Raw genomic sequence first — 26109 nt, 5'->3', positions numbered from 1 at the left:
AAAGGGACGACAGCAAATTCTGGAGGGAATGATGAGCATCCTTAACGCTCTGCTACTGCCACAATCGCGTCAGTCCGATCCTATCCCCAGCGATCCGGTACCCATGCCCGATCCTATCCCGCGTCCGCAGCCGATGCCGGACCCGCCGCCCGATGAAGAACCGATTAAATTGTCGCATCGAACCGCGAGATCTGCGAGGATACGCGCCATCTGACTGCAAAGATCACCACGAGAGACTACAGTGACCGCTTTTTCTACCCTGAATGTTCTGCCCGCCGCCCAACTCGATAACCTCAACGAGTTGGGATACCTCACGATGACGCCTGTTCAGGCGGCCGCCTTACCTGCCATTCTCGAGGGCCGTGACGTGCGCGTGCAGGCGAAAACGGGCAGTGGAAAAACGGCGGCATTCGGCCTTGGCCTGTTGCAGCATATCGATGCGGCGCTTTTTCAGACCCAGTCTCTGGTGCTGTGTCCGACCCGCGAACTGGCAGACCAGGTCGCGGGTGAACTGCGTCGCCTGGCGCGTTTCCTGCCCAATACCAAGATCTTAACCCTCTGCGGCGGGCAGCCGTTCGGCACCCAGCGTGATTCGCTCCAGCATGCCCCGCACATTATTGTCGCGACGCCTGGCCGTCTTCTCGATCATCTGCAGAAGGGCACCGTCTCGCTGGATGCGCTACAAACGCTGGTCATGGATGAGGCCGATCGCATGCTGGACATGGGTTTCAGCGATGCCATTGACGAGGTGATCCGTTTTGCGCCGGCCGATCGCCAGACGCTGCTGTTCTCCGCAACCTGGCCGGAAGCCATTGCCGCCATCAGCGGCAGCGTGCAGAAAAATCCCCTTACCATTGAAATTGACAGCGTAGATGCGCTGCCCGCGATCGAACAGCAGTTCTTTGAAACCTCGCAGCAGGGGAAGATCCCGCTCCTGCAGAAATTGCTGAGCCAGCATCAGCCTGCCTCCTGCGTGGTGTTCTGTAATACCAAAAAAGATTGTCAGTCGGTTTGTGATGCCCTGAATGCCGCCGGGCAGAGCGCGCTGTCGCTGCATGGCGATCTGGAACAGCGCGATCGCGATCAGACGCTGGTCCGTTTCGCGAACGGCAGCGCCCGCGTACTGGTAGCGACCGACGTCGCTGCGCGCGGTCTGGATATTAAATCGCTTGAGCTGGTGGTGAACTTTGAGCTGGCGTGGGATCCGGAAGTACACGTGCACCGTATTGGCCGCACCGCGCGCGCAGGAAACAGCGGTCTGGCGATCAGCTTCTGCGCACCTGAAGAGGCGCAGCGCGCCAATATTCTCTCTGAGATGCTGCAGATTAAGCTGAACTGGATGAATCCCCCAGCCGGCGTCAGCCTTGTGCCGCTGGAGGCCGAAATGGCGACCCTGTGCATTGATGGCGGTAAAAAAGCCAAGATGCGTCCTGGTGATGTTCTGGGTGCACTGACCGGGGATGTGGGTCTGGACGGGGCGGATATCGGTAAGATTGCTGTCCATCCGGCGCATGTCTACGTCGCGGTTCGCCAGGCGGTTGCCCATAAGGCATGGAAGCAGCTGCAAAACGGGAAAATTAAGGGTAAAACCTGCCGCGTACGCCTGCTGAAATAAAGCATGAAGCGTCTCAGAAGGTGTTTCTGAGACGCTAACCGCTTACTTCACTTCAAGCACGTTCAGACGCAACTCTTCAAATTGATTGTCATCGTCTTCCGGCTGCCAGCCTGCTGGCTGCATCGGGATCTCTTCCCGGTCAAACGCCAGATCGCCGCCATTCACCACGTCTGAGTCATGGTTGATGCCTTTAAAGTCGAACAGCTCCACATCCGCGAGATGGGAAGGGACGACGTTCTGCATGGCGCTGAACATGGTTTCGATACGACCAGGATAGCGCTTATCCCAGTCGCGCAACATGTCGCCAATCACCTGACGCTGCAGGTTCGGCTGAGAGCCGCAGAGGTTACATGGAATGATCGGGAACCCTTTCGCCTGAGAGAAACGCTCAATGTCTTTTTCACGGCAGTAGGCAAGCGGGCGGATCACAATATGTTTACCGTCATCACTCATCAGCTTAGGCGGCATGCCTTTCATCTTGCCGCCGTAGAACATATTGAGGAACAGCGTTTGCAGAATATCGTCGCGGTGATGGCCCAGCGCAATTTTGGTCGCGCCCAGCTCCGTCGCGGTACGATACAGAATGCCGCGGCGCAGACGAGAGCACAGAGAGCAGGTGGTTTTCCCTTCCGGGATCTTCTCTTTCACAATACCGTAGGTATTTTCTTCGACGATTTTGTACTCAACGCCCAGCTTCTCGAGGTATTCCGGCAGAATGTGTTCCGGGAAACCCGGCTGTTTCTGGTCAAGGTTGACCGCCACCAGAGAAAATTTCACCGGCGCACTTTGCTGAAGATTACGCAGGATCTCCAGCATGGTGTAGCTGTCTTTACCCCCTGACAGGCAAACCATAATGCGGTCGCCTTCTTCAATCATGTTGAAGTCTGCAATGGCTTCGCCCACGTTACGGCGCAGTCGCTTTTGCAGTTTGTTAAGATTGTATTGCTCTTTTTTGTTAATCTCTTGATTCTCTTGCATTGAGTACTACCTTCGGAGCCAGCAGGGGCAAAAATTGTATGCCGCGTATGGTACGGATTCCGGCGGCGAATGCCAGCACGTTTTACTGCTGCGTGAAATCTGGCGCCGATACTCGATAAAGAGTAGTAGGCTTTCTGTTTGCCCTTGCGCATCCTGGGCATGAAAACAAATCGCAGGTTTTGATATTCCATCGCACCATACTCACGGTGATGAAAAACAATCTCGGTTTTAGGCTGTAACGAGGTCAGCGTATGCTGTGCCTTCAAAGCCCCAAGTGCGGGCTCTAATAGCGTGATAACTCGATCACCTGCATCAGTTTTTGGTGGGACGAACATTCCTAGCGCATTAAGGTTGCGCTGTATATGAATCGTCCCTTTTCCCAGTCGATATCTTCCCAGGCAAGAGCTGCAAGCTCTCCATGACGGACACCTGTATAAACTGCGAATGTCCACATATTTAGACAAACCGAAATCGGGAAAAGTGTTACCGAAAACGGGAAAAACCTTCCCGGAAACGGTAGACACCCAAGACTATAACAAGAACAATATTAAAATATCCTCGTCTCGGAATTCTGACGAATCCCGAAACCAGAAAACTCAAAAGTTTCTCTCTCGCCATCCTGAAGCTGCCGACGGGATATACACCCCGGCAGGTAAATCATGGGGATCCGCTGACGACCTTAAGGCCGCTCGCTGGATTTACGACAGGCTTCTCACCGTCAACGCATCGCTATCCGAACCCAACTGGGCTGAATGGGCAAACACCATCAGGCTGATGCGTGTCCAGGACAAGCGCACGCACTACGAAATTTGTGACCTGTTCCAGTGGGCAAACCGGGACGAGTTCTGGAAAGACAACATCTTGAGCCCCTCGAGTCTGCGCAAGCAGTGGGATCAGCTCACAACCAAACGGCTGCGCGCAACCGGAACGGCAAAGCTACCCCGGGGCGGCATCGACCTGCATAACACCGACTGGATTGACGGGGTGCTGGAATGAAAAACCTTGCCGAGAGCATTCGCAATTTTGACCGGGAACAGGCTCGCCGTGTGGCGCACAACATGCCTGAACAGTACACCGAGCGCGAACAAACGCAGCAGGTGGCGCAGATTATCAACGGGCTGTTCGTACAGCTGGCGGCCGCGTTCCCGGCAAGCCTGGTTAATCGCAGCCAGGAAGACGTGAACGAGATCCGCCGCCAGTGGGTGCTGGCCTTCAAAGAAAACGGGATCACCACTCTGGAGCAAGTTGAAGCCGGTATGCGTATGGTGCGGCGCCAGGATCGTCCCTTTCTGCCTTCGCCAGGCCAGTTCATCAAGTGGTGCAGGGAAGGGCGCAGCGTGCTGGGGATCACCACCGCTGACGTAATGGCTGAATACTGGCAGTGGCGCAAGCTGGTGTTCCGCTACCCGAGCAGTGAGCAGTATCCGTGGCCAAAGCCGGTTTTTTACCACATCTGCATTGAGCTGCGCCGCCGCGGAACTGATGGCCAGTTGAGCCACAAAGAACTAGAGCGCGAAGCCAGCGACATTCTGGATGTATGGGAGAAGCGAGTGCTGGCCTGTAAGCCGATTCCGCCTGTGCGTCGGGCGATTGCGGCACCGTCAAAAGCAAGCGGACCTACGCCAGCAGAAATGCTGAAGGCCCAATACGAACAACACAAAAGCGCTAGATTTATTTGATAGGAGTTCCCATGGAAACCATAATTCAAGCACTGGAAAAAATGGGGCGGGCGACGTACCGCGAAGTGGCTGCCCGTCTTGAAATCGACCCGGTTGATGCGCTCACCATGTTACGTGAGCAGCGTGACCAAGGGTTATGTGATTTTGGCTATGGTGGCTGGTTCATCGGTACCGTGACAAAACAGCCGCAACAATCAACGCCAAAAGCTCAAGTGAGTCTTACCTCGCGCCTGAAAGGTAAGGAGCCGGAGGAAGTTGATCCCGATGTCATCCGCCAGCAGCTGCGCGATAACGTGGCAATGACCACCGTATCGCTGGCCGCGGCCGTCAATCGCAATGCCCGCGGGATGGTCTCTGTACTTCGCGCGCTGGAACGCCAGGGCGTTGTGGTGAAGAACGGGCAGGGTAAAGGCGTAACCTGGTCGCTGCCGGCGTCCTCGACAGAACCCGTTAAGCAAGAACCGATACCGGAGGCACCAGCCGCGCCGGAAGAAGTAAAACCGGTCCAACAGATCGTGAGTGAAATCCCGTCGTTCACTGAAGGGCGCGCCGCAGTCGAAGCGGTACCAGCGGTGCGGGAAATTTCTCGCGAAATCCGCCGCACCAGAAACAAGCTGGAGCAACTGACCAAACTGCGTGATGCGGTTCGTGTTATTGGTCGCCACAGAAATCTCGTGCAGCAGCTGATAGGGAGGGAATAACCTATGGCCAGAAAGAAAACCGACAAAGAACGCGCCCTGATCATCAACCGGATTATCGAGATGGTGAAAGAGCAGGGGAGTATCACGACGAAAGAGTCGTTGCGATGTTCGACCTTACCGCAGCACTGCAGAGAAATATCTGCGCATCGCTGTAGAACAGGGCGGCCTGGTTCGTTAAGGTCGCTGCGGCATGTACCGCGACCAGCGGAATAATCGACTTTAACTTGTTAGGGCTTGGGATGGTGCCAAAGGCAGTGTCAGGGATGAATTACAGCTTGCTTGGTAGCCCTGCATTTCAGCATTTCCTCGATATTCAGGAAGCCATTTTTTACCTACCTGCCAACATCGTCAAGCCGGTAGCATTATGTCAATCGCAAAAAATGAGTGAGGACATTCAAAAGAAGAGCATAAACACTCGCATTCTAATTTATTGATTTTTTTGCGATTTTATGATTGTATTTTACTTGTTGATAAGGACCGTACTTGGTAAGATCCTAAGATCTTTCAGCTCTATCACATGGTAACGCAGGCAATTATTGATGAATAGTTTTATTAAATACAATGAACAACTAAGAAACTTATATTCATCATATATTAATGAAGCAAATACAGACCATTTTGAAAAATTTTTTAAAGAAAATGATCCGCATGAGTATTTGCGGTTGAATGAAAGTATTAACTCCTTAAGAGATTTGGGGATTTTCTTTACAGGAGAAGAACTGTCAGCAGAATGTGCGAAGATTATAGCAAGTACTTTGAATGAGCATTCAAAAGTCATTGACCCATGCTGTGGTGCTGGAAATTTGTTAGTTGCACTCACAAAGTTTTTGCCAGTTTGCAAAACACTTACAGAAACTCTTGCGAAATGGAATGTGCTGCTCCATGGATTTGATTTGATTGAAGATTTTGTCGATGCCGCGAAAATAAGGATAATATTTCAGGCATTAAATCGTGGTGTTCATATTGATGAAAAAAATCTTCAAGAAAATATGAAAATCCTCACCAATATAAAATGTAAAAATGGTTTGGATGATGATGTTTCGCTGGATGCTTTTACGCATATTCTTATTAATCCTCCTTATAATCAATCTCTTTTGAATGAGTATAAATATTGGAGTGGCGGTAAAGTAAACCTTGCAGCAGTGTTTGTTGATAAGTATATAACTGATGCTAAAAAAGGTATGCATATTGTTGCTATACTTCCTGATGTTCTAAGAAGTGGTACACGCTATGAAAAGTGGCGTTGTGCGATCGATCAGTTAGTATCTGGTGAAATAAAATTAAAAGGGAGATTTGATAAAAAGACTGATGTTGATGTGTTTATTTTAAATGGTTTAATTAATGATATTAATTTAGGCTTAAATTGGGTTTCAGAAAAGAAGAAATACCAGCAATTATCTGATTATTTCTCTGTTTCAATTGGAAAAGTTGTTCCATATAGAGATCCGCAAGTGGGTGAACCCCATGCCTATATATACCCTGGATTATTAAATTCTTGGGATGAAATTGATAGCAGTGATATCGTTTCAATCAGGAGACATAGAAGTATACCTATTTTGCCACCTTTCATTACCATTAAACGAACCTCTTCACCGAAAGATAAAAATAGGGCCGGGGCGCATTTAATTTATGGTTCAAAACCTGTTTTTGTTGAAAATCATCTTATCGTTGTAAAAGCTAATGATGACAATATAAGTAAATACAAGAAATTACTAGACCACTTGAAATCAGACGAAGTTAATTTTTTCCTTAATGATGTCATTAGATGTAGACATCTTACGGTAAAGGTTGTTAAGGAAATTCCATTTAAATTAGAGGAATATGATGAAGAAACTCTTAAATAGTTATGCCTTTGATTTGTCACCGAGAGTTCCATTGCAACTTGGCCGAGAAAGTATTGCGAATTCCACAACAGCAATTACTGAATTGGTAAAGAACTCATATGATGCAGATGCATCTAAAGTAAATATAAAAATTTTCAAATTAGATAAACCAATATCCGTCATGATGATAGAGGATGACGGAAATGGAATGAATCCTGAAACATTGATATCATCTTGGTTGAAGATTGGCACCGATAATAAGGTTTATAATAAAAAATCTTCTAATGGGCGAGTCTTAACAGGCGCTAAAGGGCTCGGAAGGTTAGGTATTGATCGTTTATGCAGGAGATTGATTTTACAAACTAAAACAGCTGATTCTGAACAATTATTACAGTTGGATATCGACTGGAAAAAATATGAAGTAAGAGATAAAAGTTTTTTTGATATTAAGCACAATGTTTTTACATTAGATTATCCAAATGCAGACAAGTACGGTCAAATCTTACCTGGAGGGCACGGTACTAGAATGATTTTACTTGGTTTGAAAGATGATTGGGGAGGGTATTTATATAAAGATTTAGCTAAAGAATTACGACTTTTAGTGTCTCCATTTTTTGCTAATGATGAATTTAAAATTGAAATGGCAAGTGATACCAATGAAACTCAAGATCTAAATTCATCGGAAATTTTAGATTATTCGAGATGGTCTGCAGAAGCAAGTATAAATGATGATGGCAGCGTTAGTGCAGTGTATCGATATAAAAGTGAATTGATCGATTCATTTACGCTGCCATGGGTCGAATGTATTAATAATAGAAATACATTACCCACTTGTGGTCCTTTAGATTTTAAATTTTACTATATACCTCGAGAATCTGTATCGGATTTAGATCTTAAAATCAAACAAATAAGATCATTCCTTGACGCTAATCAAGGCATTCGCATATATAGAGATAATTTTAGAGTTAGACCATATGGCGAACCCTCAGGGAAAGGTGATTGGTTAGACTTGGGTTTAAGAAAAGTAAGAAATCCAGAAGGTATGAAACAAGGGAATTGGAAAGTAGGACCCAACCAGGTAGTTGGTGCAGTATTTATTAATCGTGATAAAAATAGCAGTCTAAACGATCAAGCTAACCGGGAAGGAATTGTTGAAAATGATTCTTTCTATGATCTGAGAACGTTCATTTTAAAAGTGATAGAAAAATTTGAGAGTTTAGCAGTACTTCAGGCTAGAAAAGAAAGTGCGCCCGAAAAAAAGATAGTTATTGATGAGCTCAAAGAAAAAAATAATAAAACTAGTGATGTAATTTTAGAAATACAGAAGAGACTTAATGTTAACATAAAAAATAAAAGCACTAAAAAAAGTGACTTAAAACACATCGCAAAAAACATGTTGAAAGTTGTTGAACAACAAAAATTGGAAACTGAAAAAGTTGATCAATTATTAGTACAGGTCGAACAATTAAAAGATACTATGGCAAATTTAGCCTCGTTAGGTATCTTAACCGTCTGTTTAGGACATGAGACTAAACAGCATACAAGCATGTCGGCAACTAATATTTTAACGTTAAGAGAAATGCTTGAGGACGATATTGATAATTTTAATGCTGCCAATGCATTGAAAAGAATCGATTTACTTGAAAATAGCATAAAGTATATTTCTGATTTTGCTGGGTTTGCTTTGAGTAATGTCAGGCCTGATAAAAGAAATATGAATAAAATCCAACTTAACAATGTAATTAATGATGTAATTAAAATATTTAATCAGTCTTTGGTTAAAAGTAATGTGGTGGTTACTAAAGAATGGGATGCTAATATAACCTATCCTATACGAGGTTACAGAATACATTGGGAAAGTATAATAATAAACTTCCTAACAAACTCTCTTTGGGCTCTTGAATCAACTAAAGAGGGTGATAGGGAAATTAAAATCAAGTTATCTTTAGATCGTGAAGTAAATAGAGTCGAAATGCGTTTTTTAGACAGTGGTCGCGGAATCGAGACTGGTACTGAAAACAGAGTGTTTGACACTGGATTTAGTACAAAAACTGATGAGAAAGGAGATCAGGCAGGTACCGGTATGGGTTTGTCGATTGTCAAAAATTTTGTTATTGATAACCATAAAGGTGATTTGCAAGTGATACCTAAAGGTGAACTCGGTGGCGCTGAGTTTGTCATTACGGTGCCTGTATATTGATATTCAAGGTTAGAGGTGGTGAAAATGAAAACTGTAATTTATATAGATGATGATTTTGAGGCGAGAGAAACGTATCTAGAACCATTGCAAAAGTTATTTGGTAATGATTTTGATTTGATAGCTATAGAGCCTGAATTCGAAATAGAAGATATGATGAAAAGCTTACAACAATATAATGATGTTGTGGCATTTATTCTTGATGAGAAAATGAATCAACTTGGGAAAGCAAAATATCTTGGTCGAAATCTTGCGGAGCAATTAAGAGTAATTAATTCTAAAATACCTATTTATATATTTACTGCATATAATGATGAGTTTGATAGTTTATATGGTCCGGCTGATGTTGAATATATTATTGCAAAGGAGTGTTTGTCTGATCGAGAAAAAAGGAATTCGCTATCTGCCAAAATTAGGAGACACCAAGATATTTTTTCTGATATCAAAACACAGAGGGCTCAAAGATTAGACGAATTATTGTTGAAATCAATGACAGAAGAACTCGACGAACAAGAGGCGGAGGAGTTTAGAATGCTAAATTATTTGAGAACTAAGAGTGTAAATCTACAGGAAGCGGAATTTGTTGAAGAGTTATCTGAAAAAATAAAAGAAAATGATAGTAAGATTTCTCATATAGAAAAGCTATTTAAGGAATTATAATATGTTTTATCCAAAATTAGTTAGGAGACAAAATTATTTAAAGAAAAAAAATGGTGAGTATTATAGATATTCTCACTACAAAGACGAGATTTTAAGTGATTGTCAAAATCGTTGTGTTTACTGTGATCTATTACTTGAAGAACATGCATATGAGGGAATGCATTTAGACCATTTTAGACCTCAGGATTATTTCAAAGCAATAATTAATGATCCTACCAATCTGGTTATCAGTTGTCCTAAGTGTAATATATTAAAATCTAATCACTGGCCTTGTGATAAACTGCTTGTTAATGCGCCAAGCTATAATGGCAAGGTTGGATTTGTAGATCCATTTACAGAAAACCTCTCTGATTATTTCACAGTAAGTTTAGATGGTGTATTAAAACCATTGAAAGACCCTGCGCTATATATGATGAAAATATTTGATTTGAATCGTCAAGCTCGCGTGTTTTCAAGACAAAAAAGAATACAGCAAAATACTTTGAGAAGCCTATTTAAAAAACTTGATGATAAAACTGATGAGTTGTTCCAACTTATGATAAAGAAGGAGATTTCTGAAGAGATGGCAAAAGAAAAATATAATATACTATTGAATATAAGGGAAAGTCTTAGGGAGTTGTTAAAATAATATTAAACACTCATGTCCAATTTTTCAATCCCGCTACGGCGGGTTTTATTTTTAGTGACTGACATGGAATTAGCATTTTGTGCTCTTAAGGCGTTGACCATTTTTCCATGTAGGTATACTGTATAAAAACACAGTATATGCAAAGGAGGCCACCATGAAAGTTGAATTAACCATTGATCGCATGAAGAAACTTCCTGATGGAGCTATACCTGCGCTCGAGTCAGAACTGCTCAAAAGACTCAGCAAACAGTTAGATGATTGCCAGCTTACGATTAAGCGTGCCGGCAATGATGGGTTGACTGTTTTCGGAGGCGACAAGAAAGAGGTCGAGCAGATACTTCAGGAGACCTGGGAAAGCGCGGACGAGTGGTTTTATTAATCGCGTAATTTTAACTGGAGCAGTTTCAAAGAGTATCGCTGTTTGCGTTCCCCTGGCTGTTCCCGATTACTGTTTACCGCGTCAATAAGTCGCTCTGGGGGAAATAGTGTGTAGTGCAGATGCCTTTAATGCAGATGATCAATGGTACGACGTGGTCAGAAGGGCCGATAAAGCAGTTATCTATAGCTTCCCGGCGGAAGGGAGATATCTGGTTTATCGAGTAAATGGAATAGTTTCATTACGACCGTTACTCGAAGAGGAAGAAATATTCACTCTCAACGGGTTTATGCAATTTGCAAAACGACTGGGGTACCGAGTTACACCACCGTCTGATATTATTCTTTCATAGGCCTGAACAACCTATACCTGATGCGCCACGGAGATAACCATGGCGCTAGAATTACAACTTATAAAACACCACTCAGGAATACTGATCCCGGCTACGCCCGAGACCAGCAATATCCTGCAATCCAAAACCCGGCTCGGCGATGTTCTTGTTGCCGAGTTCAGGCGGGTACGAAACCCGGCATTTCACCGGCGCTTTTTCGCGCTTCTCAATCTCGGTTTTGAATACTGGGAACCAACCGGCGGGGCTATCTCTAGCAACGAGCGGAAGCTGATTACCGGCTACGCCAAGTACCTCGCTTCTTATGGCGGGAATGAGGGCGCGCTGATTGATGCTGCTGAGCAGTATCTTGAGCAAGTTGCACACCGGCGCGTCACGAATGGCATTAGCCTGTGCAAATCCTTCGATGCTTACCGTTCATGGGTGATTGTTGAGGCAGGGCACTTTGATGCCATTCAACTGCCAGACGGAACACTCAAAAAACATCCTCGAAGCATCTCGTTTGCCAACATGGACGAACTCGAGTTTCAGCAGCTCTATAAAGCTGCGCTCGATGTCCTCTGGCGCTGGGTCCTGTCCCGTTCATTCCGCAGTCGCGATGAGGCCAAAATGTCGCCGCGCAGCTGCTTGGCTTTGCGGGGTGATGGAATGAAGAAGACCTGGTTCCACCACACCAATTGCAGCACCGAACAGGCCGACGAACTGGTTAAGCGTTACAAAGCGCGCGGCGTTCGGGTTGAGCGCAGCCTTAACCCGGATTATGTGACATGGACTGTCAGTGCATTCTTGCCGACCTCAAATACACCAGCGCGCCCGGACAGCCGCTGGCGAAACCGGATGTGGGGGTGAACGTGAAGACATATCAAATCACTTTGCCCTGGCCGCCGAGCAACAACCGGTATTACCGGCACAACCGCGGGCGCACTCACATTAGCGCTGATGGCGTAGCGTATCGCTATGCGGTCGCCAGTGTCATTCGAAGCGCCCGGCTTAATATCCGCACGGCCGCACCACTAAAAATCCGAATTGAATGTCACATGCCCGACCGCCGGCGCCGCGATCTGGATAACCTGCAGAAAGCTACATTCGACGCTTTAACCAAGGCGGGATTCTGGCTGGATGACTGTCAGGTTGTCGACTATCGCGTTGTGAAAATGCCTGTCGTTAAGGGCGGGAAATTAGAACTCACCATTACCGAGCTGGAGACCCATGAATCTTGAAAACACCCTCAAATATCACTTCGCCAAATCGACAATGATTAGCGACTCTCCGCGTGCTACTGCGTCAGACTCATTAACCGGAACGGATATCATGGCCGCTATGGGCATGACGCAGGAACGGGCAGCCTTGGGTTACAGCGCTTTTCTCGGGAAGATGGGTATCAGCAAGAATGACCGGGAGAGGGCGATCGAATTGCTTGCCCAGTATGCGCTGACCAGGTGCGACCATGTTGCGGCATTACGTAAGCTTAATGCAGAGATTAAACCACTGGTGATGCACCAGCTGGCCTCTTTCGCGTTTGAGGACTATTCCCGCAGCGCCGCCAGCGTGAAGCATTGCGATGGCTGCAATGGGGAAGGGTTTATTGACGCTGAGGTTTTCAGCATGAAGTCTCACACTCCGGCAAAAGAGAAGAAGTTCGTGAAGATGTCTTTGCATATGGGCGCAGAGGATATTCGTCCTTCTGAGTATGAGGTGCGCAGGCATGTCAGGGAGGTTGCACGCGTTGTCTGCCCTCAGTGTAAGGGCAAGAAGGTTGTAAGTTGCGCCTGTAAAGATTGCCATGGACGCGGGACAGCCGTTAATCAGGCCCTTACAGAACAGCAGGGTGTTCCGGTTATGGCCGATTGCAAGCGCTGCAGCGGGCAGGGGTATGAACGAATTCCTTCCACTGAGGCTTACGCCGCGGTGTGTCAGATAACGGATGCAATCAGCCTCGATACTTGGAAGAAGTCTGTTAAGCCATTCTACGATCAGCTAATCACCAAGTTTGATATCGAAGAAGCTTGGGCTGATGCGCAGCTCAAGCAGATAACAAAATAGGGTATGAATTTATCGTGAGCTATTTACTTTTCCCGAATCTGTGGTAATTTTGCCCTAACGATGGGTTATTGCCTTCGTTTAAAGCCCTGCGGTTAACCCCGTGGGGCTTTTTGCTTCTGGCGATTTATGAATTATTGAAGAGCTAGCGCTGTAACGGAAAAAATAAGCGATGCTTCGCCAGCTGCGAGCCTTTTAGTATCCATGGAAGAAGAAGCGAATCTTCAAACCGATAAACTTCAACACTGGCCAGACATAATGCTGGATTAAATATAGGACCGGTGGAACAACCAATGTCGCACCAGTTGCGCAGAGTGCGTATACCGCCGAGTCCTTTGCGATTAATGAATAATTTAGGTTAAGCGTTTCAAGATTAATTGCATTGGCTGTACTCGAACCTACAAATCCAGAGCCAAAAACAACCAGAAACACATAAAGTGATACTGTTATGAGCTTTAAAATTAACCGAATGTATTTCACGATAAACACCTTCTGATTGATGTCATCGTTTTACACAAATGCCATCTGTTTAGCTAGCTTATAGGTCGCTTGGTTCTAAATAATATCCTGTTCATTGCCTTACCCTCACATCGCCAGCCTGTCGCTGGCTTTTTAATTTCAGGCTCCAGGAACCATCATCGACACGCCTTCTTGTTAAATCGTCCCGACGGACAGACCCTTTTCAAACACACAGCACCCGCTAACTACGCGAGGTGAGAGTATGTATCGCATGGACAAACTAACCACCGGTGCTGCTTACGGCGCTTCAGCCGGTAGCATCCTAAACGGCATGCTGAATGCCTACAGTCCCGAGCAGTGGAACGCTATCGGCGTGCTGGTGGGCATCATCATCGCTGTACTGACGTATCTGACGAATCTCTATTTCAAAATCCGCGAAGACAACCGCCGCAGCAGGAGCCGAGATGAACCCGACACTCCGAAATAAGCTGGTGGGCGCCGTTGTTGGCGGAGTCAGCGCAATCACTATTGCAGCTGTGATGCTGGGCAATGCGGATGGACTTGAAAGAAGACGCTATTACGCTTATCAAGACGTCGTTGGTGTCTGGACTGTTTGCGATGGGCATACCGGCGCTGACATTCGCCGCGGTCACAGATACACCGATAAAGAATGTGACGCTTTGCTTCAATCCGACCTGCGCAAGGTAGCTGCAGCTATCGACCCGCTGATTAAAGTCCATATTCCCGAAACCACTCGTGCCGCACTTTACTCTTTCACCTACAACGTAGGAGCTGGAGCGTTTAGCAGATCGACGCTGCTGAAAAAATTAAATTCCGGCGAGGTTCCGGGTGCATGCAAAGAACTGCAGCGCTGGACGTATGCCGGTGGCAAACAGTGGAAGGGGCTGATCACTCGGCGCGAGATTGAGCGTGAAGTTTGCGAGTGGGGCCAGAAATGAACCGATTAACAGCCATCATTTGCGCTGTCGTTATCTGCCTGCTTGGTTCCATGGCCTGGGCGGTTAACCACTACCGTGGCAACGCAATCATCTACAAAGACCAGCGCGATAAAGCAACTGAACAGCTCAGCCTGGCGAACGCCACCATCAAAGATATGCAGGTGCGTCAGCGAGATGTGGCTGCGCTGGATGCCAAATATACGAAGGATTTAGCTGATGCGAAAAAGCAGCTTGAGGATCTGCAGCGTTGTGTTCGCGATGGCAAGTGTGGGCTGCACGTCAACGCCAGATGTTCCGCTAATGGAACGGCCAGCACCGGCGGCCTGGGCGATGCTTCCAGCCCCCGACTTACTGACTCCGCTGAACGGGATTATTTCACCCTCAGAGAACGAATCGTCACAGTGACGAAGCAGGTTGGCTATCTGCAGGACTACATCAAAGAGCAGTGTCTTAATTAACAAATATTGTTAAGGAAACCTCCATCTTTGCCGATATTTCCATGGAGCAAAATTGAGAGGTCAACATGCAAGTAGATATTTACAAAATTCACCACTCTAAATGGGGCTACATTATCGTACCAGCGGGCAGCGACATTAAATCTACCATAGCCTCCCTGCCTGGTTTCTATAAGTCTTCATTCACTACTCATCGAAGGGTGCCAGGTCCACACGATACCTTTAGCCCGAACTCTGCCCTAAACAGTGATGTGGTGCGTGATGATTTGAGAAATAATGGTTACAGATTTGCATTTAAAATAAGAAAACCCTAAATCGCCTACGGGCGGTTTTTTTATTCCCATATGAATCGTGTCGTTTGTGGGGTGAAAGTTATAGTGGCTTGGTTCCAGTTTTTTCCGGCAAGAATTTTCTCTATGCATTGTGTAGCGTAAAGGGCATCTGGTGGAGTGAAAGATATATAGTCGCTTTCGCTGGTTAACTTGAAGTCATGTATAGCTGCGATTGCTGTACGTCCGTCATAATCAATTCTCCGAAAACAGGTAATCCTCGCTTCGTAAAACGTGTCGGGTAAACCCTCTAGCATGCATCCAGTGGCCCATTGCAAAAGCTGTTCATCTGAATACTCCGGCTGAATGGTGGGAGCTTCATGCTGCTTACTTATGAGCCGCTTAAATGTATTGAGAAAGGAAAACATGTCACCTCCGTGGTTTTTATAACAAGCATACTATTGCAATCCACCCGGAGAGATCCATCTTTAGGGTAACATCCATGATAAGGGATAACGACAATGATATCCCCACATGAGGATAAGCCCATGAAGCACTGAAGCGGATAGTCCGTAGCCGAAAGGCAATGCAGCATTCATTAAGCTGCCCCGAGTCGCGTAAAGGCGAGCAGGTATAGCAGACCGTTGTGAGGGTTAATTAAAGGATATGCTTTGGTAAGGCAGCGCGAAGGCCAGACGCGCACTGGTTATGAACGGCGATGATGCGGCAGCTACCCAAGGGCATGAGCGCAGCCATTGCGAGAGTGTGGCTGGCATTACAGCAGGCATTCATGAGTGCCTGTGATATGGCCTTACTTCTGGTTATATCCAGGGAAGTGCTCATCAAAAACGGTTTGGGGAACTCTTTCTTTTGCAAACTCAGCGATTCGTTGATTTGTTAGCATGAAGCTACTCCCATGGGGCAACTTCAACAGATCACTGGCCGCAACCCTTCTAACATTGCTGCCTTGTAAAAACAGGACTGTTACTTGTCTAATGAAATATCGCTCGCACATAGGGCAATCAATCATCCATGAGGTATCCCGATTCTGCCATGTGGCATTTGAGCTGCAGACAGGACAGTCTTTTTCTTCAATGTGACCAATAACCATTTTTTGCACTCACGCTGCGAAAATTAACGAAATCATAGCTGATGCGGAAAAATCATCCATTCAATAACACTCACTATTAGATCGATAATGCCTTAACTGCATCGACAGCGCCCCATAGTTGACAGCGGACGTCTGTGGATTTCGAGCAGGAGGAACAGAACCGCTTGGAGAGGGTGTTTGGTCGATAGGGTATCGGCAGTTAAGTGTTTGCCAGGTTAGAATGACCACCTTACTCAGGAGGTGTTATGAATCTGGCAGCATTTTGGGAGAATTGGTTAAGTGGTAAATTTTCTAATATTTTTCATGCGATAGCATATGCCACTTGGGCAAATGTTTGGTCTGCGGTTACAGGAATCTCAACCTTTCTGGCTGTAGTTTTTGCAGTATGGGCGATGATACGCTGGCGAAAGCAGGATGAGCTGAAGGTTAAGCTAGCGTTTAAACAAGCCATCTCTCACTATGCATACTGCCTCTACAATATGCCTGGCATGCTTCAATCAAACACGGATGATGTGCTAATCAGAGACAAAAAAGCAAAATTGGAGTCGGCTTTGGAAGCCTGTAGTTACGCGTGGTTTAACATGGAAGGGCTTTTAGCTAAAAATGAAACAATAAAAGTTGCGTGGCAGTCGATAAACGACAAGCATCCCAAGTACTTAAACGGGCAACTTCCAGCAAAAGATATTGGTGGACACTGTGCAACTATTATGACGGCAAAGTTCATTTTCAAATAAAAGCCGGGTTTCCCCGGCTCTGCATTAGAACCTGTCTAGCTGCGGTGTGGCGTGGGGATTATACTCTTCAACAGTAATCCCCAACTCCTTCCTGAACCACCGCGCAACTGGCTGCCGATGGCGAAACTCTCCCGGTGGCTCCCAGCACAAGAGTACAGGCTCACAGCCTGTCAGCAGAAGCAGTTCATTCCATGTCTGCTCAGGATTCAGTTTCGCCAGTATTTCGCGCTCTACAAACTCGCCCGGGAAGGTGATGCGTTTGCGCTGCGCGGACAGCTGAAAGTGGAGAAGAACCAGGAATAGCAAATGAGTAAACCGGATTGGGGATCACTACAGCAACAGTACATCGCTGCACACTCCCGGACCGGCATATCTCCGGCGGACTGGTGCGAAGAGAACGGACTGAAATACGCCACAGCCCGTCGATATATCAAAAAACCTTCTGCGCAAACTTCGCAAAAACCTGCGCAGAAAAAAATGCGCACTGCGCAGAAAGATAAAAGCGCAGAAGAGCTGGTGGACATAAAGCTAAGCGCGAAGGTAAAGCGCTTTATTGCTGAATATCTTAAGGACAATAACGCCACCGCAGCCGCTGCACGTGCTGGTTATAGCGACCCAAATTATGGTCGTCAGCTCATAGCGAATCCTAACGTTGCGCAGGCTATTGCGCAGCAGCAAAAAGCGTCCATTGTGCGCACGCTTGGCAGTGCCGATGAAGTCCTCGCGCAGATGTGGCAGCTCGCCACCTTCGATGCAAACCAACTCTCACAATACCGCCGCGGCGCGTGCCGTTATTGCTGGGGATTCGGCCATCAGTACCAGTGGCGCGATGCCGTTGAGTTCGAAGAGAAAAGACTCGAGGCGCTTGAGCGTGACAGACGTGAACCCGAAGATTCCGGCGGTTACGGTTACAACCACACCCGAGAGGCCAATCCAGAATGCCCGCGCTGTAATGGTGACGGCATCGGCCAGCCTTATTTCCCTGATACGCGCAAACTCCCGGCTGCTTCCAGGCTCGCATATTCAGGCGTGAAGGTCGGCAAAAATGGCGTCGAAATTACAGCAATCAGCCGTGAGCGCATGTTCGAAGCTGTTATGAAACGGCTTGGCCTAGCTGATAGCGAGTTCGCGCAGCGCCTGCAGCAGATTGAAATCGAACGCCGGCTGCTGGAGGTTGAGAAACTCCGCAAGGAGCTGGCCGGTGATGGTGATGACGATGAACCAACCCCAGTGCAGATCAGTATCAACGTAGTGGATGCGAGGGCAGACGATGGGGATCAGCCCGACACTTAACATTCCTCAGGCGCGTTTCCTCGCGATGCAGTACAAATTCAAAGCCTATGTTGCCGGATTCGGTTCCGGTAAGACGTGGGTGGGTTGTGGCGGTATCTGTAAGGGAATGTGGGAGCACCCTAAGATTAACCAGGGCTATTTCGCGCCAACATATCCACAGATCCGTGACATCTTCTACCCGACGATTGAAGAGGTAGCCTTCGACTGGGGGCTGAGCGTCAAAATCAACGAAGGGAACAAAGAGGTTCACTTCTACGAAGGACGGCGCTACCGCGGGACAACCATCTGCCGCTCGATGGAGAAGCCCGGCTCGATAGTCGGTTTCAAAATCGGTAGCGCGATGGTGGATGAGCTGGACGTCATGGCGGCTGCTAAAGCACAGCAGGCATGGCGAAAAATCATCGCTCGTATGCGTTACAACATCCCGGGCCTGAGGAATGGAATTGATGTAACGACCACACCAGAAGGGTTCAAATTCGTCTACCAGCAGTTCGTGAAGGCGGTACGTGAAAAGCCAGAGCTTGCGGCCCTGTACGGTTTGATACAGGCCAGCACATTCGATAACGCTAAGAACCTTCCGCCTGATTACATCCCGTCGCTGATGAGTTCTTACCCTGACGAACTGATTCAGGCATACCTGCGAGGAAAGTTCACCAACCTTAACAGCGGGACCATTTACCACACCTTTAGCCGCAAGCTAAATAACTGTTCTGACGAGATTCAGGACGGGGATCCGCTATTTATTGGTATGGACTTCAACGTAGGGAAAATGGCCGCGATTGTTCACGTAAAGCGTAATGGCCTGCCGCGTGCGGTTCGTGAACTCGTGAAGGTCTACGATACTCCGGCGATGATTAAGCGCATCCAGGAAGAGTTCTGGCGCTACGAGGATGGACGCTACGTGATGAGCCGGGAGATTTACATCTATCCGGATGCCTCTGGTGACTCACGCAATTCGCAGAATGCCAGCAAAACCGATATTGCTCAGCTCAACGATGCCGGATTCAACGTCATTGTTGATGATGCCAACCCGCCGGTTAAGGACCGTATCAACTCGATGAATGCCATGTTCTGTAACGCCAACGGCGAACGCCGCTATCTGGTGAACGTCCAGAACTGCCCGGTTTATACCGAAAGCCTCGAACAGCAAATCTGGGCGGCCAATGGAGAACCGGATAAAACAGCAGATAACGATCACCCCAATGATGCTGGTGGGTACTTCATCGTGAAGGATTATCCGATCGTGAAGCCGGCATACTCAATCACAATGGACACAACTTTCTGATATGGCAAACGACGATATCACCTGGGTTCGACCAGAACACCGGGCGGCTTCTGCTGCCTGGCGGAAATACAGGGACTTTTGCAAAGGAGCTGAGGCCGTAAAAGCGGCGGGTAATAAGTATCTGCCTTATCTCGACCCAGCCGATAAATCCACACGTAACCGCAAACGCAACGAAGATTATCTGAGCCGAGCGGTGTTCTACGCCATTGCCGGCAATACGAAGATCGGCATGCTTGGGATGGCGTATCGCAAAGACCCCACATTTAACGGTCCGGACAAGCTGAAGTACCTGCTGGACAACGCTGACGGGGCCGGAACCAGCATCTATCAGCAGTCGCAACTGGTGGCCGAGAATGTGCTGGAAGTTGCGCGAGAGGGGCTTTATGTCGATTACGCTGAAGCCTCCGATGAAGCGATCATCCTCCGCTATCCGGCAGAGAACATCATTAACTGGCGAACTAAGCGAATTAACGGACGCGATCAGCTGGTGCTGGTGGTCCTGCGCGAATGCGTAGAAGAGCCGGATGGTTATGCTTACAAGGATGAAATACAGTACCGCGAGCTGGCGCTGGAAGAAGGGCGGTTCATATGCCGCGTATGGCGCCGGGCTGGTGGCACTGCAAGCGGAACCTACACCGTTGACAGTGAATATCATCCGAAGCCTAAAGGAAAGGACTACTGGGATGAAATTCCGTTTACCTTCGTCGGCGCTCAGAACAACGATCCCACTATCGATGATTCACCGCTGGCTGCACTGGTGGAGATAAACCACGGTCATTACCGAAACAGTGCTGACTATGAGGACAGCGTGTGGTTCTGTGGCCAGGTGCAGCCGTACATGACTGGACTCGATACCGGCTGGCGCGATCACCTCGAGAAGAAGGGCGTGAAAATTGGTTCCCGATCACCGCTTTTGCTTCCCAAGGAGGGCTCGTTTGGTTATGCCCAGGCACAGCCGAACATGCTGGCTAAAGAGGCCATGGATAGCAAACGTGATTATATGGTGCAGCTTGGCGCCCGGCTGATTGAGCAGAACGCCACGGCTAAGACGGCGACGCAGGCTAGCGGTGAGCAAACATCATCAACCTCTGTGCTCGGTATCTGCGTTTCAAACGTTTCTGAGGCCTATACGCTGGCGCTTGGCTGGTGTACGAAATACCTCGGCATCAAGGGCGAAACGACGAGTTACACCATCAATCAGGAATTCATAGCTAAGGTTGCCGAGTCGGGCATGGTGACGGCAATCGTCAATGCCTGGCAGTCCGGTGCGCTGCGCGATAGCGATATGATTCGCGCGCTGCAGAAGCTCGATCTCATTGACCCGGCCGACAGTCCGGACGAGGTTATTGATGCGCTTCGCAATCAGGCACCAACGTTGACGGGAGGCTGATATGCCCACCATTAACGAAAGCCTGCGTGATGAATCGATCGCACATTCCGTCTGGTTAAGCCGCTTCGCCACTGGCGTGGCAAACCGGATGGTCAAGTTGCTTAACGAGACGGACGCGGACCTTTCGGCGCGGCTACTGGATGCGCTGGATAGATTGCCGCCGGAGAGCTTCACAGTTAATCGCCTGCAGAGTTTATTGGGCAGCGTGCGTGAGCTTAACCATCAAGCCGTAGCGTCCATGCAGGCAGGGCTCGAGAGTGAGCTGGTGGCGCTGGCAAAGAACGAAGCAAATTATCAGCTGAGCCTGTTCGATTCCCTTTTGCCATCACAGGTCCTGTCTCACTATCCGTTGCAGGGCATCACCGCCGATATGGTGTATGCCGCGGCGATGGCGCAACCCTTTCAGGGGCGGCTGCTGAGTGAGTGGGCGGAGAATCTGGAATCGGACAGGCTGGCGCGTATCGTGAACGCCGTCCGCAGGGGGTATCTTGCTGGCGACACGGTAGAAACTATCGCGCGCAGTGTTCGTGGCCACGCCAACAAAGACTATAGCGACGGGGCGCTGCAGATGAGCAGGGCAAACGCCGCCAGCATCGCTAAAACAGCTGTGAATCATCTGGCTGCCACAGCGCGCAACAGCTTCACCAGTGCCAACAGCGATATCGTGAAAGGCAAACAGTGGCTGTCTACGCTGGACAATAAAACCAGCCACGACTGCATTATTCGTGACCTGCTGCGTTACACCCTGGATAACAAACCGGTCGGGCATAAGGTGCCTTACCTGCAGGGACCCGGGAAGATTCATTTCTGCTGCCGTTCTACTGAAACTCTGATTCTCAAGTCTTGGCGCGAACTCGGCATTGATATTGATGAGATGGACGAGGGCACTCGTGCCAGCATGGATGGCCAGGTACCGGGGAAAACTTCGTATCTGGAATGGCTCGCGCGCCAGCCAGCACAACGCCAGGATCAGGTTCTGGGTGCCGAGCGTGGCCGTTTGTTCCGCGCGGGTGAAATCGACCTGGCTGATATGTTCACTGACAAAGGCGAATGGATATCCCTGGAACGTCTGAAGCAACTCTCAGGCACTGACAACTAACAACCACTTCTTACTTCACGCCTTGGCATCCGCCGGGGCTTTTTTATGGGCGAGGCCCGGCAAAATCCCGAGGGGAAAATATGTTAATTCGAAACATGCTTCTGAAATTCTATGCACCAGAAAGCGGCGGAGAGGGCAGCGGTGGCGGTGGTATCGAAATCACTCCTGAAATCCAGAAGCTGATTGATGAGCGTGTGACCAGCGAAGTCACTGGCCTGAAATCAAAAAACTCAGAACTGCTGGGCACCATCAAGCAACAAAAAGAAAACCTGTCTCGCTTTGATGGTATCGATCCTGATGCAGTGCGCGGGATCCTCCAGCGTTTTTCCGACGACGAAGAGGCAAAGCTGATTGCCGCCGGAAAAATCGATGAGGTGCTCGATAAGCGCACCGAGCGTCTGCGTGCTGATGTCGATAAGCAGATTAAAGCCGCAAATGAACGCGCGGACAAAGCCGAAGCGTTCTCCAACAAATTCCGGGATCGAGTTCTGGGCGATGCAATCCGTGCAGCAGCGTCCAAAGCTGGCGCGCTGCCGGAAGCATCCGACGATCTGATTCTGCGTGCCAAAGGCACATTCCAGCTCAACGACGAAGGCGAGGCCGTAGCAGTTGATGCAAATGGCGATGTTCTGTTCGGTAAAGACGGCAAAACTCCACTAAGCCCGCTTGAGTGGGCTGAGTCTCTTAAGGAGACGGCTCCGCATCTGTTCCCACGCGCAGAAGGCACCGGCGCGGGCGGACACAAACCAAACGGCGGTGGCAGCCTGAAACGTTCCGAAATGAGCGCCAGCGACAAAGCGGACTACATCCGCAAGCATGGCCAGCAGGCCTTCCTCAAACTTCCGAAATAAGGGATTAACCCATGCCTACCACTGTTAATAGTGACCTGATCATTTATGACGACCTGGCGCAGACTGCTTTCCTCGAGCGCCGCCAGGACAACCTGGCTATTTTCAACGCGTCCTCCAACGGAGCGATCTTGCTGGATAACGAGCTGATTGAAGGCGACTTCCGCAAGCGTGCTTTCTACAAGGTGGGCGGCTCTATTGAATCGCGTGACGTTAACTCCACCGAAAAGGTGACGGGTAAGAAGATTGGCGCCGGTGAAGCCGTATCCGTCAAAGCGCCGTGGAAATACGGTCCATACGAAACTACTGAAGAAGCGTTCAAACGCCGCGGCCGCTCGGTTGACGAGTTTTCCGAAGTGATCGGCACTGACGTGGCTGACGCGACGCTGGAAGGCTACGTGAAATACGGCCTGAAGGCGCTGACGGCTGCTATTGGCGCTAACGCTGACATGGTTGTCACCGCTGATATCGAAACTGACGGTAAGAAGACCCTGACGCGCGGTCTGCGTAAGTACGGCGACAAGTTCAACCGTGTCGTGCTTTTCGTTATGCACTCCGCCACTTACTTCGACATCGTGGATGAGGCGATCGCCAACAAAATCTACGAAGAAGCTGGCGTGGTGGTTTACGGTGGGCAGCCGGGCACGTTGGGTAAACCTGTACTGGTGACCGACACCATGGACGCAGATGCGATTCTTGGGCTGGTAGCCGGAGCGGTTACCGTCACCGAGTCTCAGGCGCCGGGGTTCCGTTCCTACGACATCAACGATCAGGAAAACCTGGCGATCGGATACCGTGCTGAAGGCGTAGTGAACGTCGACTTGCTGGGCTACAGCTGGGACACCTCGAAAGGTGACAACCCGGACCTGACTAAAATCGGCACCGCAGGTAACTGGAAGAAGCACTTCACCAGCAACAAATCTACGGCTGGCGTGCTCATTAAGCTGGGATCCGCAGCGGGGGAGTAACGCTGTCAGCGGATAAAACCTCCGCAACTGCTGACAGCACAGACGCGGTAACTGTTTCTCTGAAATACACGCTAAATGGCTCCGGTGTATCCGGTAAAACCGTTGCCTGGAATTCAACCGGCGGCACGCTCAGCACTGCCAGTTCTCAAACCGGCTCTGCTGGTGGGGCGACGGTCAAACTTACCTCTGATACGGCAGGTACTTTCACAGTCACTGGTACTGTTGATGGTATTGCTAAATCGAGTGAGGAAATCACCTTCACCGCACCTGCTGCAGGCTAACCGATGGGGCGTAAGCCCCATTCAACGGATGCTCAGATGATTATTACTGATATCACCGCCGCTGACGTTAACAGTTACGCCAGCGAAGATGAACTGGCGTCATTTGCCACGCTGAGAGGAGTTGAGCTGCCTGAAAAGCTCGCGCCTTTACTGATTAAGGCGATGGACTATCTGGAGGGGCTTGATTGGGTAGGTTCCAAAGCAGACCCTCGACAGCCGCTGGCATGGCCACGCGTGAATGTCGTTCTGGATGAACATGATTTCCCGCCGGATGAAGTACCACGGCAGGTTATCACCGCACAATGCATGCTGGCTATCGAGGCAATTGATGGCGATTTGCTTTCAAGCGTTCGTGAGGCCGCGGTGAAAACCGAACGTGTCGAAGGCGCCGTTACCATGACCTATGCGGTTGCCGATGGAGAGGCGTTTACACCTTCTTACCCGGCGGTAATGGCTATTCTCGGCGACCTGGCTGGTGGGCGTGGATATGCAATCAATGCTTTCGCGGAGCGCGCGTAATGGCCATCAACTATCAGCGAATGCAGGCGATAACGACTCGGATGCTCAAGCAGAACGGAATTGCATACAACGTCACGCGTAAGGGCACGTTAATCGTCATGGGTGGTGTGGAGCATCGTTCCGAGGATATCCAGTTCACCGCCACAGGAGTGAAGACGGATTACGTACCTGGAGAAATTGACGGAACGGTCATAGAAAACGGCGATGTTCGGATTGTCTTCACTGCCGAGCAGGAAATCAAAACCGGCGATCTTATCGACGTGGACGGCGTAAGGCATCGAGTGGTTAAGCCTAATCCGGTGAAACCGGGCGGTGTGGTGCTCTGCTACAATGCTCAGTTGAGGGCATAACATGAACGATAATAAGGCGTTCACGGTTGCCGTCAGCGCGTTTGTGGACAAAGCCAAAGCGAATCAGGAAGCAGTCGTACGCGCAGTCGGCATTCGGATCCTTAATCAACTGGTGATGATGTCTCCTGTCGGCAACCCCGAACTCTGGGGTATCAACCAGACGGCAGCGTCTTACAATCAGGCGGTATACGACCATAACGAAGCGCAAAAATCGGACCCTAATAATCTGACTAAAACCGGGCGACTTAAGAAGAAAGCTCGGCTGGTGGATGGGATGGATATCAAAGCGCCGCCCGGGTATACCGGTGGACGGTTTAGGGGCAACTGGCAGGTGTCTTTTGATGCACCGACCACAGATGAAACGGGCCGTGTCGATAAAACCGGAAATCTGACAAAAGCCGCAGGCAATTACACGCTGTCGCTGTTCAAAGTCGGGATGAAGGCTGTTTATTTCTGCAACAACGTCCCTTACGCGTATCGACTGGAGATGGGGCACTCTTCCCAGGCTCCGGGAGGGATGGTACGCATTACTGCTGCTGAGTTTCAGCGATTTTTTGAGGAAGCAGTAAGGGAGGTGACTAAGTGATTCCCGATATCGCGGCGGCGCTGGCCGCAAGGCTGGGCGAGTGGGCTGATGCCGAAGGGATCCCAGTTGCCTGGGAAAACGTGCCTTTCACACCGCTATCTGATGGGCTATATCTTGCTGTCCATGACATGCCCGCCACGCCGCGTACGGTAGACCTTGGATTGAGCTGCCGCATCTATTCAGGTGTATACCAGATTAACGTTGTGGCCCCAGCCGGCACAGGCCGTACCGATGTTGTGGCCCTGGCTGATCGCGTGGCTGAATTGTTCCCCGAGGGGCGGGAGATTGAAGGCAGGGGTTTTACATGCTGGATAGATCAAACGCCTGGTGTTTTCCGCGGGATCACTACATCTGTCGCTTATACCGTTCCCGTTAGTCTCAATTACCGGGCTGATATCTCCAGCTAATCCTTGCAACCTTCTAAACCTGACCGGCACTTTGCCGGTATTCCCGTTTC

At 49.0% G+C, this 26109-nt stretch carries 31 protein-coding genes and 2 pseudogenes; 31 read left to right on the top strand and 2 right to left on the bottom strand.

Annotated features, from left to right (window positions below):
• Nucleotides 1-49: 49 nt before the first annotated feature.
• Both ACMGGQ_RS10780 and dbpA read left to right on the top strand, forming a co-directional pair.
• Nucleotides 50-214, top strand: a complete 165-nt coding sequence (locus tag ACMGGQ_RS10780) for a hypothetical protein (RefSeq protein WP_304665500.1) — start codon at nt 50-52, stop codon at nt 212-214.
• Nucleotides 215-241: 27 nt separating this feature from the next.
• Nucleotides 242-1615, top strand: a complete 1374-nt coding sequence (dbpA, locus tag ACMGGQ_RS10775; protein ID WP_420290026.1) for an ATP-dependent RNA helicase DbpA — start codon at nt 242-244, stop codon at nt 1613-1615.
• A gap of 42 nt (nt 1616-1657) precedes the next feature.
• On the opposite strand, the gene ttcA is transcribed toward dbpA, so the two are convergent.
• Both ttcA and ACMGGQ_RS10765 read right to left on the bottom strand, forming a co-directional pair.
• Nucleotides 1658-2593: a tRNA 2-thiocytidine(32) synthetase TtcA gene (gene ttcA / locus ACMGGQ_RS10770; RefSeq protein WP_048029802.1), complete on the bottom strand. Its 936-nt coding sequence runs from the start codon at nt 2591-2593 to the stop codon at nt 1658-1660.
• Nucleotides 2594-2628: 35 nt separating this feature from the next.
• A pseudogene (locus tag ACMGGQ_RS10765) lies at nt 2629-3050 on the bottom strand (tyrosine-type recombinase/integrase); the annotation flags it as partial.
• Nucleotides 3051-3073: 23 nt separating this feature from the next.
• On the opposite strand from ACMGGQ_RS10765, the gene ACMGGQ_RS10760 reads away from it, so the two are divergent.
• The 29 genes and pseudogenes from ACMGGQ_RS10760 to ACMGGQ_RS10620 all read left to right on the top strand — a co-directional run bounded on the left by ACMGGQ_RS10760 (nt 3074) and on the right by ACMGGQ_RS10620 (nt 26059).
• Nucleotides 3074-3589: a hypothetical protein gene (locus tag ACMGGQ_RS10760; RefSeq protein ID WP_420290025.1), complete on the top strand. Its 516-nt coding sequence runs from the start codon at nt 3074-3076 to the stop codon at nt 3587-3589.
• Nucleotides 3586-4272 (top strand): replication protein P, encoded by a 687-nt coding sequence (locus ACMGGQ_RS10755; RefSeq protein WP_420290024.1) that lies wholly within the window; start codon nt 3586-3588, stop codon nt 4270-4272. The genes ACMGGQ_RS10760 and ACMGGQ_RS10755 overlap by 4 nt, the downstream gene beginning before the upstream one ends.
• Nucleotides 4273-4283: 11 nt before the next feature.
• Nucleotides 4284-4973, top strand: coding sequence for a DUF1627 domain-containing protein (locus ACMGGQ_RS10750; protein WP_420290023.1), 690 nt, complete (start codon nt 4284-4286; stop codon nt 4971-4973).
• Nucleotides 4974-4976: 3 nt separating this feature from the next.
• Nucleotides 4977-5186, top strand: a complete 210-nt coding sequence (locus ACMGGQ_RS10745) for a DUF977 family protein (protein WP_420290022.1) — start codon at nt 4977-4979, stop codon at nt 5184-5186.
• A 326-nt stretch (nt 5187-5512) separates the two neighbouring features.
• Nucleotides 5513-6817 carry an N-6 DNA methylase gene (locus tag ACMGGQ_RS10740; protein ID WP_420290021.1) on the top strand — a complete coding sequence of 435 codons (1305 nt, stop codon included), beginning with the start codon at nt 5513-5515 and terminating at the stop codon, nt 6815-6817.
• Nucleotides 6798-8996: a sensor histidine kinase gene (locus ACMGGQ_RS10735; RefSeq protein ID WP_420290020.1), complete on the top strand. Its 2199-nt coding sequence runs from the start codon at nt 6798-6800 to the stop codon at nt 8994-8996. Before ACMGGQ_RS10740 ends, ACMGGQ_RS10735 begins: the two co-directional genes overlap by 20 nt.
• Before the next feature lie 24 nt (nt 8997-9020).
• Entirely contained in the window at nt 9021-9653 is a 633-nt protein-coding gene (locus ACMGGQ_RS10730; RefSeq protein ID WP_420290019.1) for a hypothetical protein, read from the top strand.
• 1 nt (nt 9654) lies between these two features.
• Nucleotides 9655-10281: an HNH endonuclease gene (locus ACMGGQ_RS10725; RefSeq protein WP_420290018.1), complete on the top strand. Its 627-nt coding sequence runs from the start codon at nt 9655-9657 to the stop codon at nt 10279-10281.
• A gap of 154 nt (nt 10282-10435) precedes the next feature.
• Complete coding sequence (locus tag ACMGGQ_RS10720) at nt 10436-10660, top strand: DinI family protein (RefSeq protein ID WP_420290017.1); 225 nt, start codon at nt 10436-10438, stop codon at nt 10658-10660.
• Between the two features lie 106 nt (nt 10661-10766).
• Nucleotides 10767-11009, top strand: coding sequence for a hypothetical protein (locus ACMGGQ_RS10715; protein ID WP_224065701.1), 243 nt, complete (start codon nt 10767-10769; stop codon nt 11007-11009).
• Nucleotides 11010-11048: 39 nt separating this feature from the next.
• Nucleotides 11049-11650 (top strand): annotated as a pseudogene (locus tag ACMGGQ_RS10710) (DUF1367 family protein).
• Between the two features lie 207 nt (nt 11651-11857).
• Nucleotides 11858-12226, top strand: a complete 369-nt coding sequence (gene rusA, locus ACMGGQ_RS10705) for a crossover junction endodeoxyribonuclease RusA (protein ID WP_420290566.1) — start codon at nt 11858-11860, stop codon at nt 12224-12226.
• Nucleotides 12216-13049, top strand: a complete 834-nt coding sequence (locus ACMGGQ_RS10700; RefSeq protein ID WP_420290016.1) for an antitermination protein — start codon at nt 12216-12218, stop codon at nt 13047-13049. Before rusA ends, ACMGGQ_RS10700 begins: the two co-directional genes overlap by 11 nt.
• A gap of 718 nt (nt 13050-13767) precedes the next feature.
• A complete protein-coding gene (locus tag ACMGGQ_RS10695) occupies nt 13768-13992 on the top strand; it encodes a class II holin family protein (RefSeq protein WP_014884012.1) in 225 nt (74 codons plus the stop codon).
• Nucleotides 13970-14464 (top strand): lysozyme, encoded by a 495-nt coding sequence (locus tag ACMGGQ_RS10690; protein WP_420290015.1) that lies wholly within the window; start codon nt 13970-13972, stop codon nt 14462-14464. The genes ACMGGQ_RS10695 and ACMGGQ_RS10690 overlap by 23 nt, the downstream gene beginning before the upstream one ends.
• Nucleotides 14461-14922 carry a lysis protein gene (locus tag ACMGGQ_RS10685; protein ID WP_420290014.1) on the top strand — a complete coding sequence of 154 codons (462 nt, stop codon included), beginning with the start codon at nt 14461-14463 and terminating at the stop codon, nt 14920-14922. The genes ACMGGQ_RS10690 and ACMGGQ_RS10685 overlap by 4 nt, the downstream gene beginning before the upstream one ends.
• A 1622-nt stretch (nt 14923-16544) precedes the next feature.
• Nucleotides 16545-17033: a hypothetical protein gene (locus ACMGGQ_RS10680; protein ID WP_420290013.1), complete on the top strand. Its 489-nt coding sequence runs from the start codon at nt 16545-16547 to the stop codon at nt 17031-17033.
• Nucleotides 17034-17084: 51 nt separating this feature from the next.
• On the top strand, nt 17085-17336 hold the full coding sequence (locus tag ACMGGQ_RS10675; protein ID WP_420290012.1) for a hypothetical protein: 252 nt from the start codon (nt 17085-17087) through the stop codon (nt 17334-17336).
• A gap of 3 nt (nt 17337-17339) precedes the next feature.
• Complete coding sequence (locus tag ACMGGQ_RS10670; RefSeq protein ID WP_420290011.1) at nt 17340-18326, top strand: terminase small subunit; 987 nt, start codon at nt 17340-17342, stop codon at nt 18324-18326.
• Entirely contained in the window at nt 18304-19611 is a 1308-nt protein-coding gene (locus ACMGGQ_RS10665; RefSeq protein ID WP_420290010.1) for a terminase large subunit domain-containing protein, read from the top strand. Before ACMGGQ_RS10670 ends, ACMGGQ_RS10665 begins: the two co-directional genes overlap by 23 nt.
• Nucleotide 19612: 1 nt before the next feature.
• Nucleotides 19613-21001, top strand: coding sequence for a DUF4055 domain-containing protein (locus tag ACMGGQ_RS10660; protein WP_420290009.1), 1389 nt, complete (start codon nt 19613-19615; stop codon nt 20999-21001).
• Nucleotide 21002: 1 nt separating this feature from the next.
• The gene (locus ACMGGQ_RS10655; protein ID WP_420290008.1) at nt 21003-22100 is read left to right on the top strand and encodes a phage minor head protein; all 1098 of its coding nucleotides are present in this window, start codon (nt 21003-21005) and stop codon (nt 22098-22100) included.
• A gap of 80 nt (nt 22101-22180) precedes the next feature.
• Entirely contained in the window at nt 22181-22951 is a 771-nt protein-coding gene (locus ACMGGQ_RS10650; RefSeq protein WP_024907199.1) for a hypothetical protein, read from the top strand.
• A gap of 11 nt (nt 22952-22962) precedes the next feature.
• Nucleotides 22963-23916 (top strand): major capsid protein, encoded by a 954-nt coding sequence (locus tag ACMGGQ_RS10645; RefSeq protein ID WP_038419633.1) that lies wholly within the window; start codon nt 22963-22965, stop codon nt 23914-23916.
• Nucleotides 23898-24197, top strand: a complete 300-nt coding sequence (locus tag ACMGGQ_RS10640) for an Ig-like domain-containing protein (protein ID WP_165602943.1) — start codon at nt 23898-23900, stop codon at nt 24195-24197. Before ACMGGQ_RS10645 ends, ACMGGQ_RS10640 begins: the two co-directional genes overlap by 19 nt.
• Nucleotides 24198-24233: 36 nt before the next feature.
• On the top strand, nt 24234-24716 hold the full coding sequence (locus ACMGGQ_RS10635; RefSeq protein ID WP_177317563.1) for a DnaT-like ssDNA-binding protein: 483 nt from the start codon (nt 24234-24236) through the stop codon (nt 24714-24716).
• Nucleotides 24716-25066: a hypothetical protein gene (locus tag ACMGGQ_RS10630; protein ID WP_420290007.1), complete on the top strand. Its 351-nt coding sequence runs from the start codon at nt 24716-24718 to the stop codon at nt 25064-25066. Before ACMGGQ_RS10635 ends, ACMGGQ_RS10630 begins: the two co-directional genes overlap by 1 nt.
• Nucleotide 25067: 1 nt before the next feature.
• Complete coding sequence (locus ACMGGQ_RS10625) at nt 25068-25652, top strand: hypothetical protein (protein ID WP_320732675.1); 585 nt, start codon at nt 25068-25070, stop codon at nt 25650-25652.
• The gene (locus tag ACMGGQ_RS10620; protein WP_420290006.1) at nt 25649-26059 is read left to right on the top strand and encodes a DUF4128 domain-containing protein; all 411 of its coding nucleotides are present in this window, start codon (nt 25649-25651) and stop codon (nt 26057-26059) included. Before ACMGGQ_RS10625 ends, ACMGGQ_RS10620 begins: the two co-directional genes overlap by 4 nt.
• Nucleotides 26060-26109: the final 50 nt, after the last annotated feature.

This window comes from Enterobacter sp. BNK-13 (genome assembly GCF_048685015.1).
Lineage (GTDB): Bacteria > Pseudomonadota > Gammaproteobacteria > Enterobacterales > Enterobacteriaceae > Enterobacter > Enterobacter quasiroggenkampii.
The sequence above is the reverse complement of the archived record's forward strand: the minus strand, read 5'-3'. Positions and strand labels throughout refer to the sequence as shown.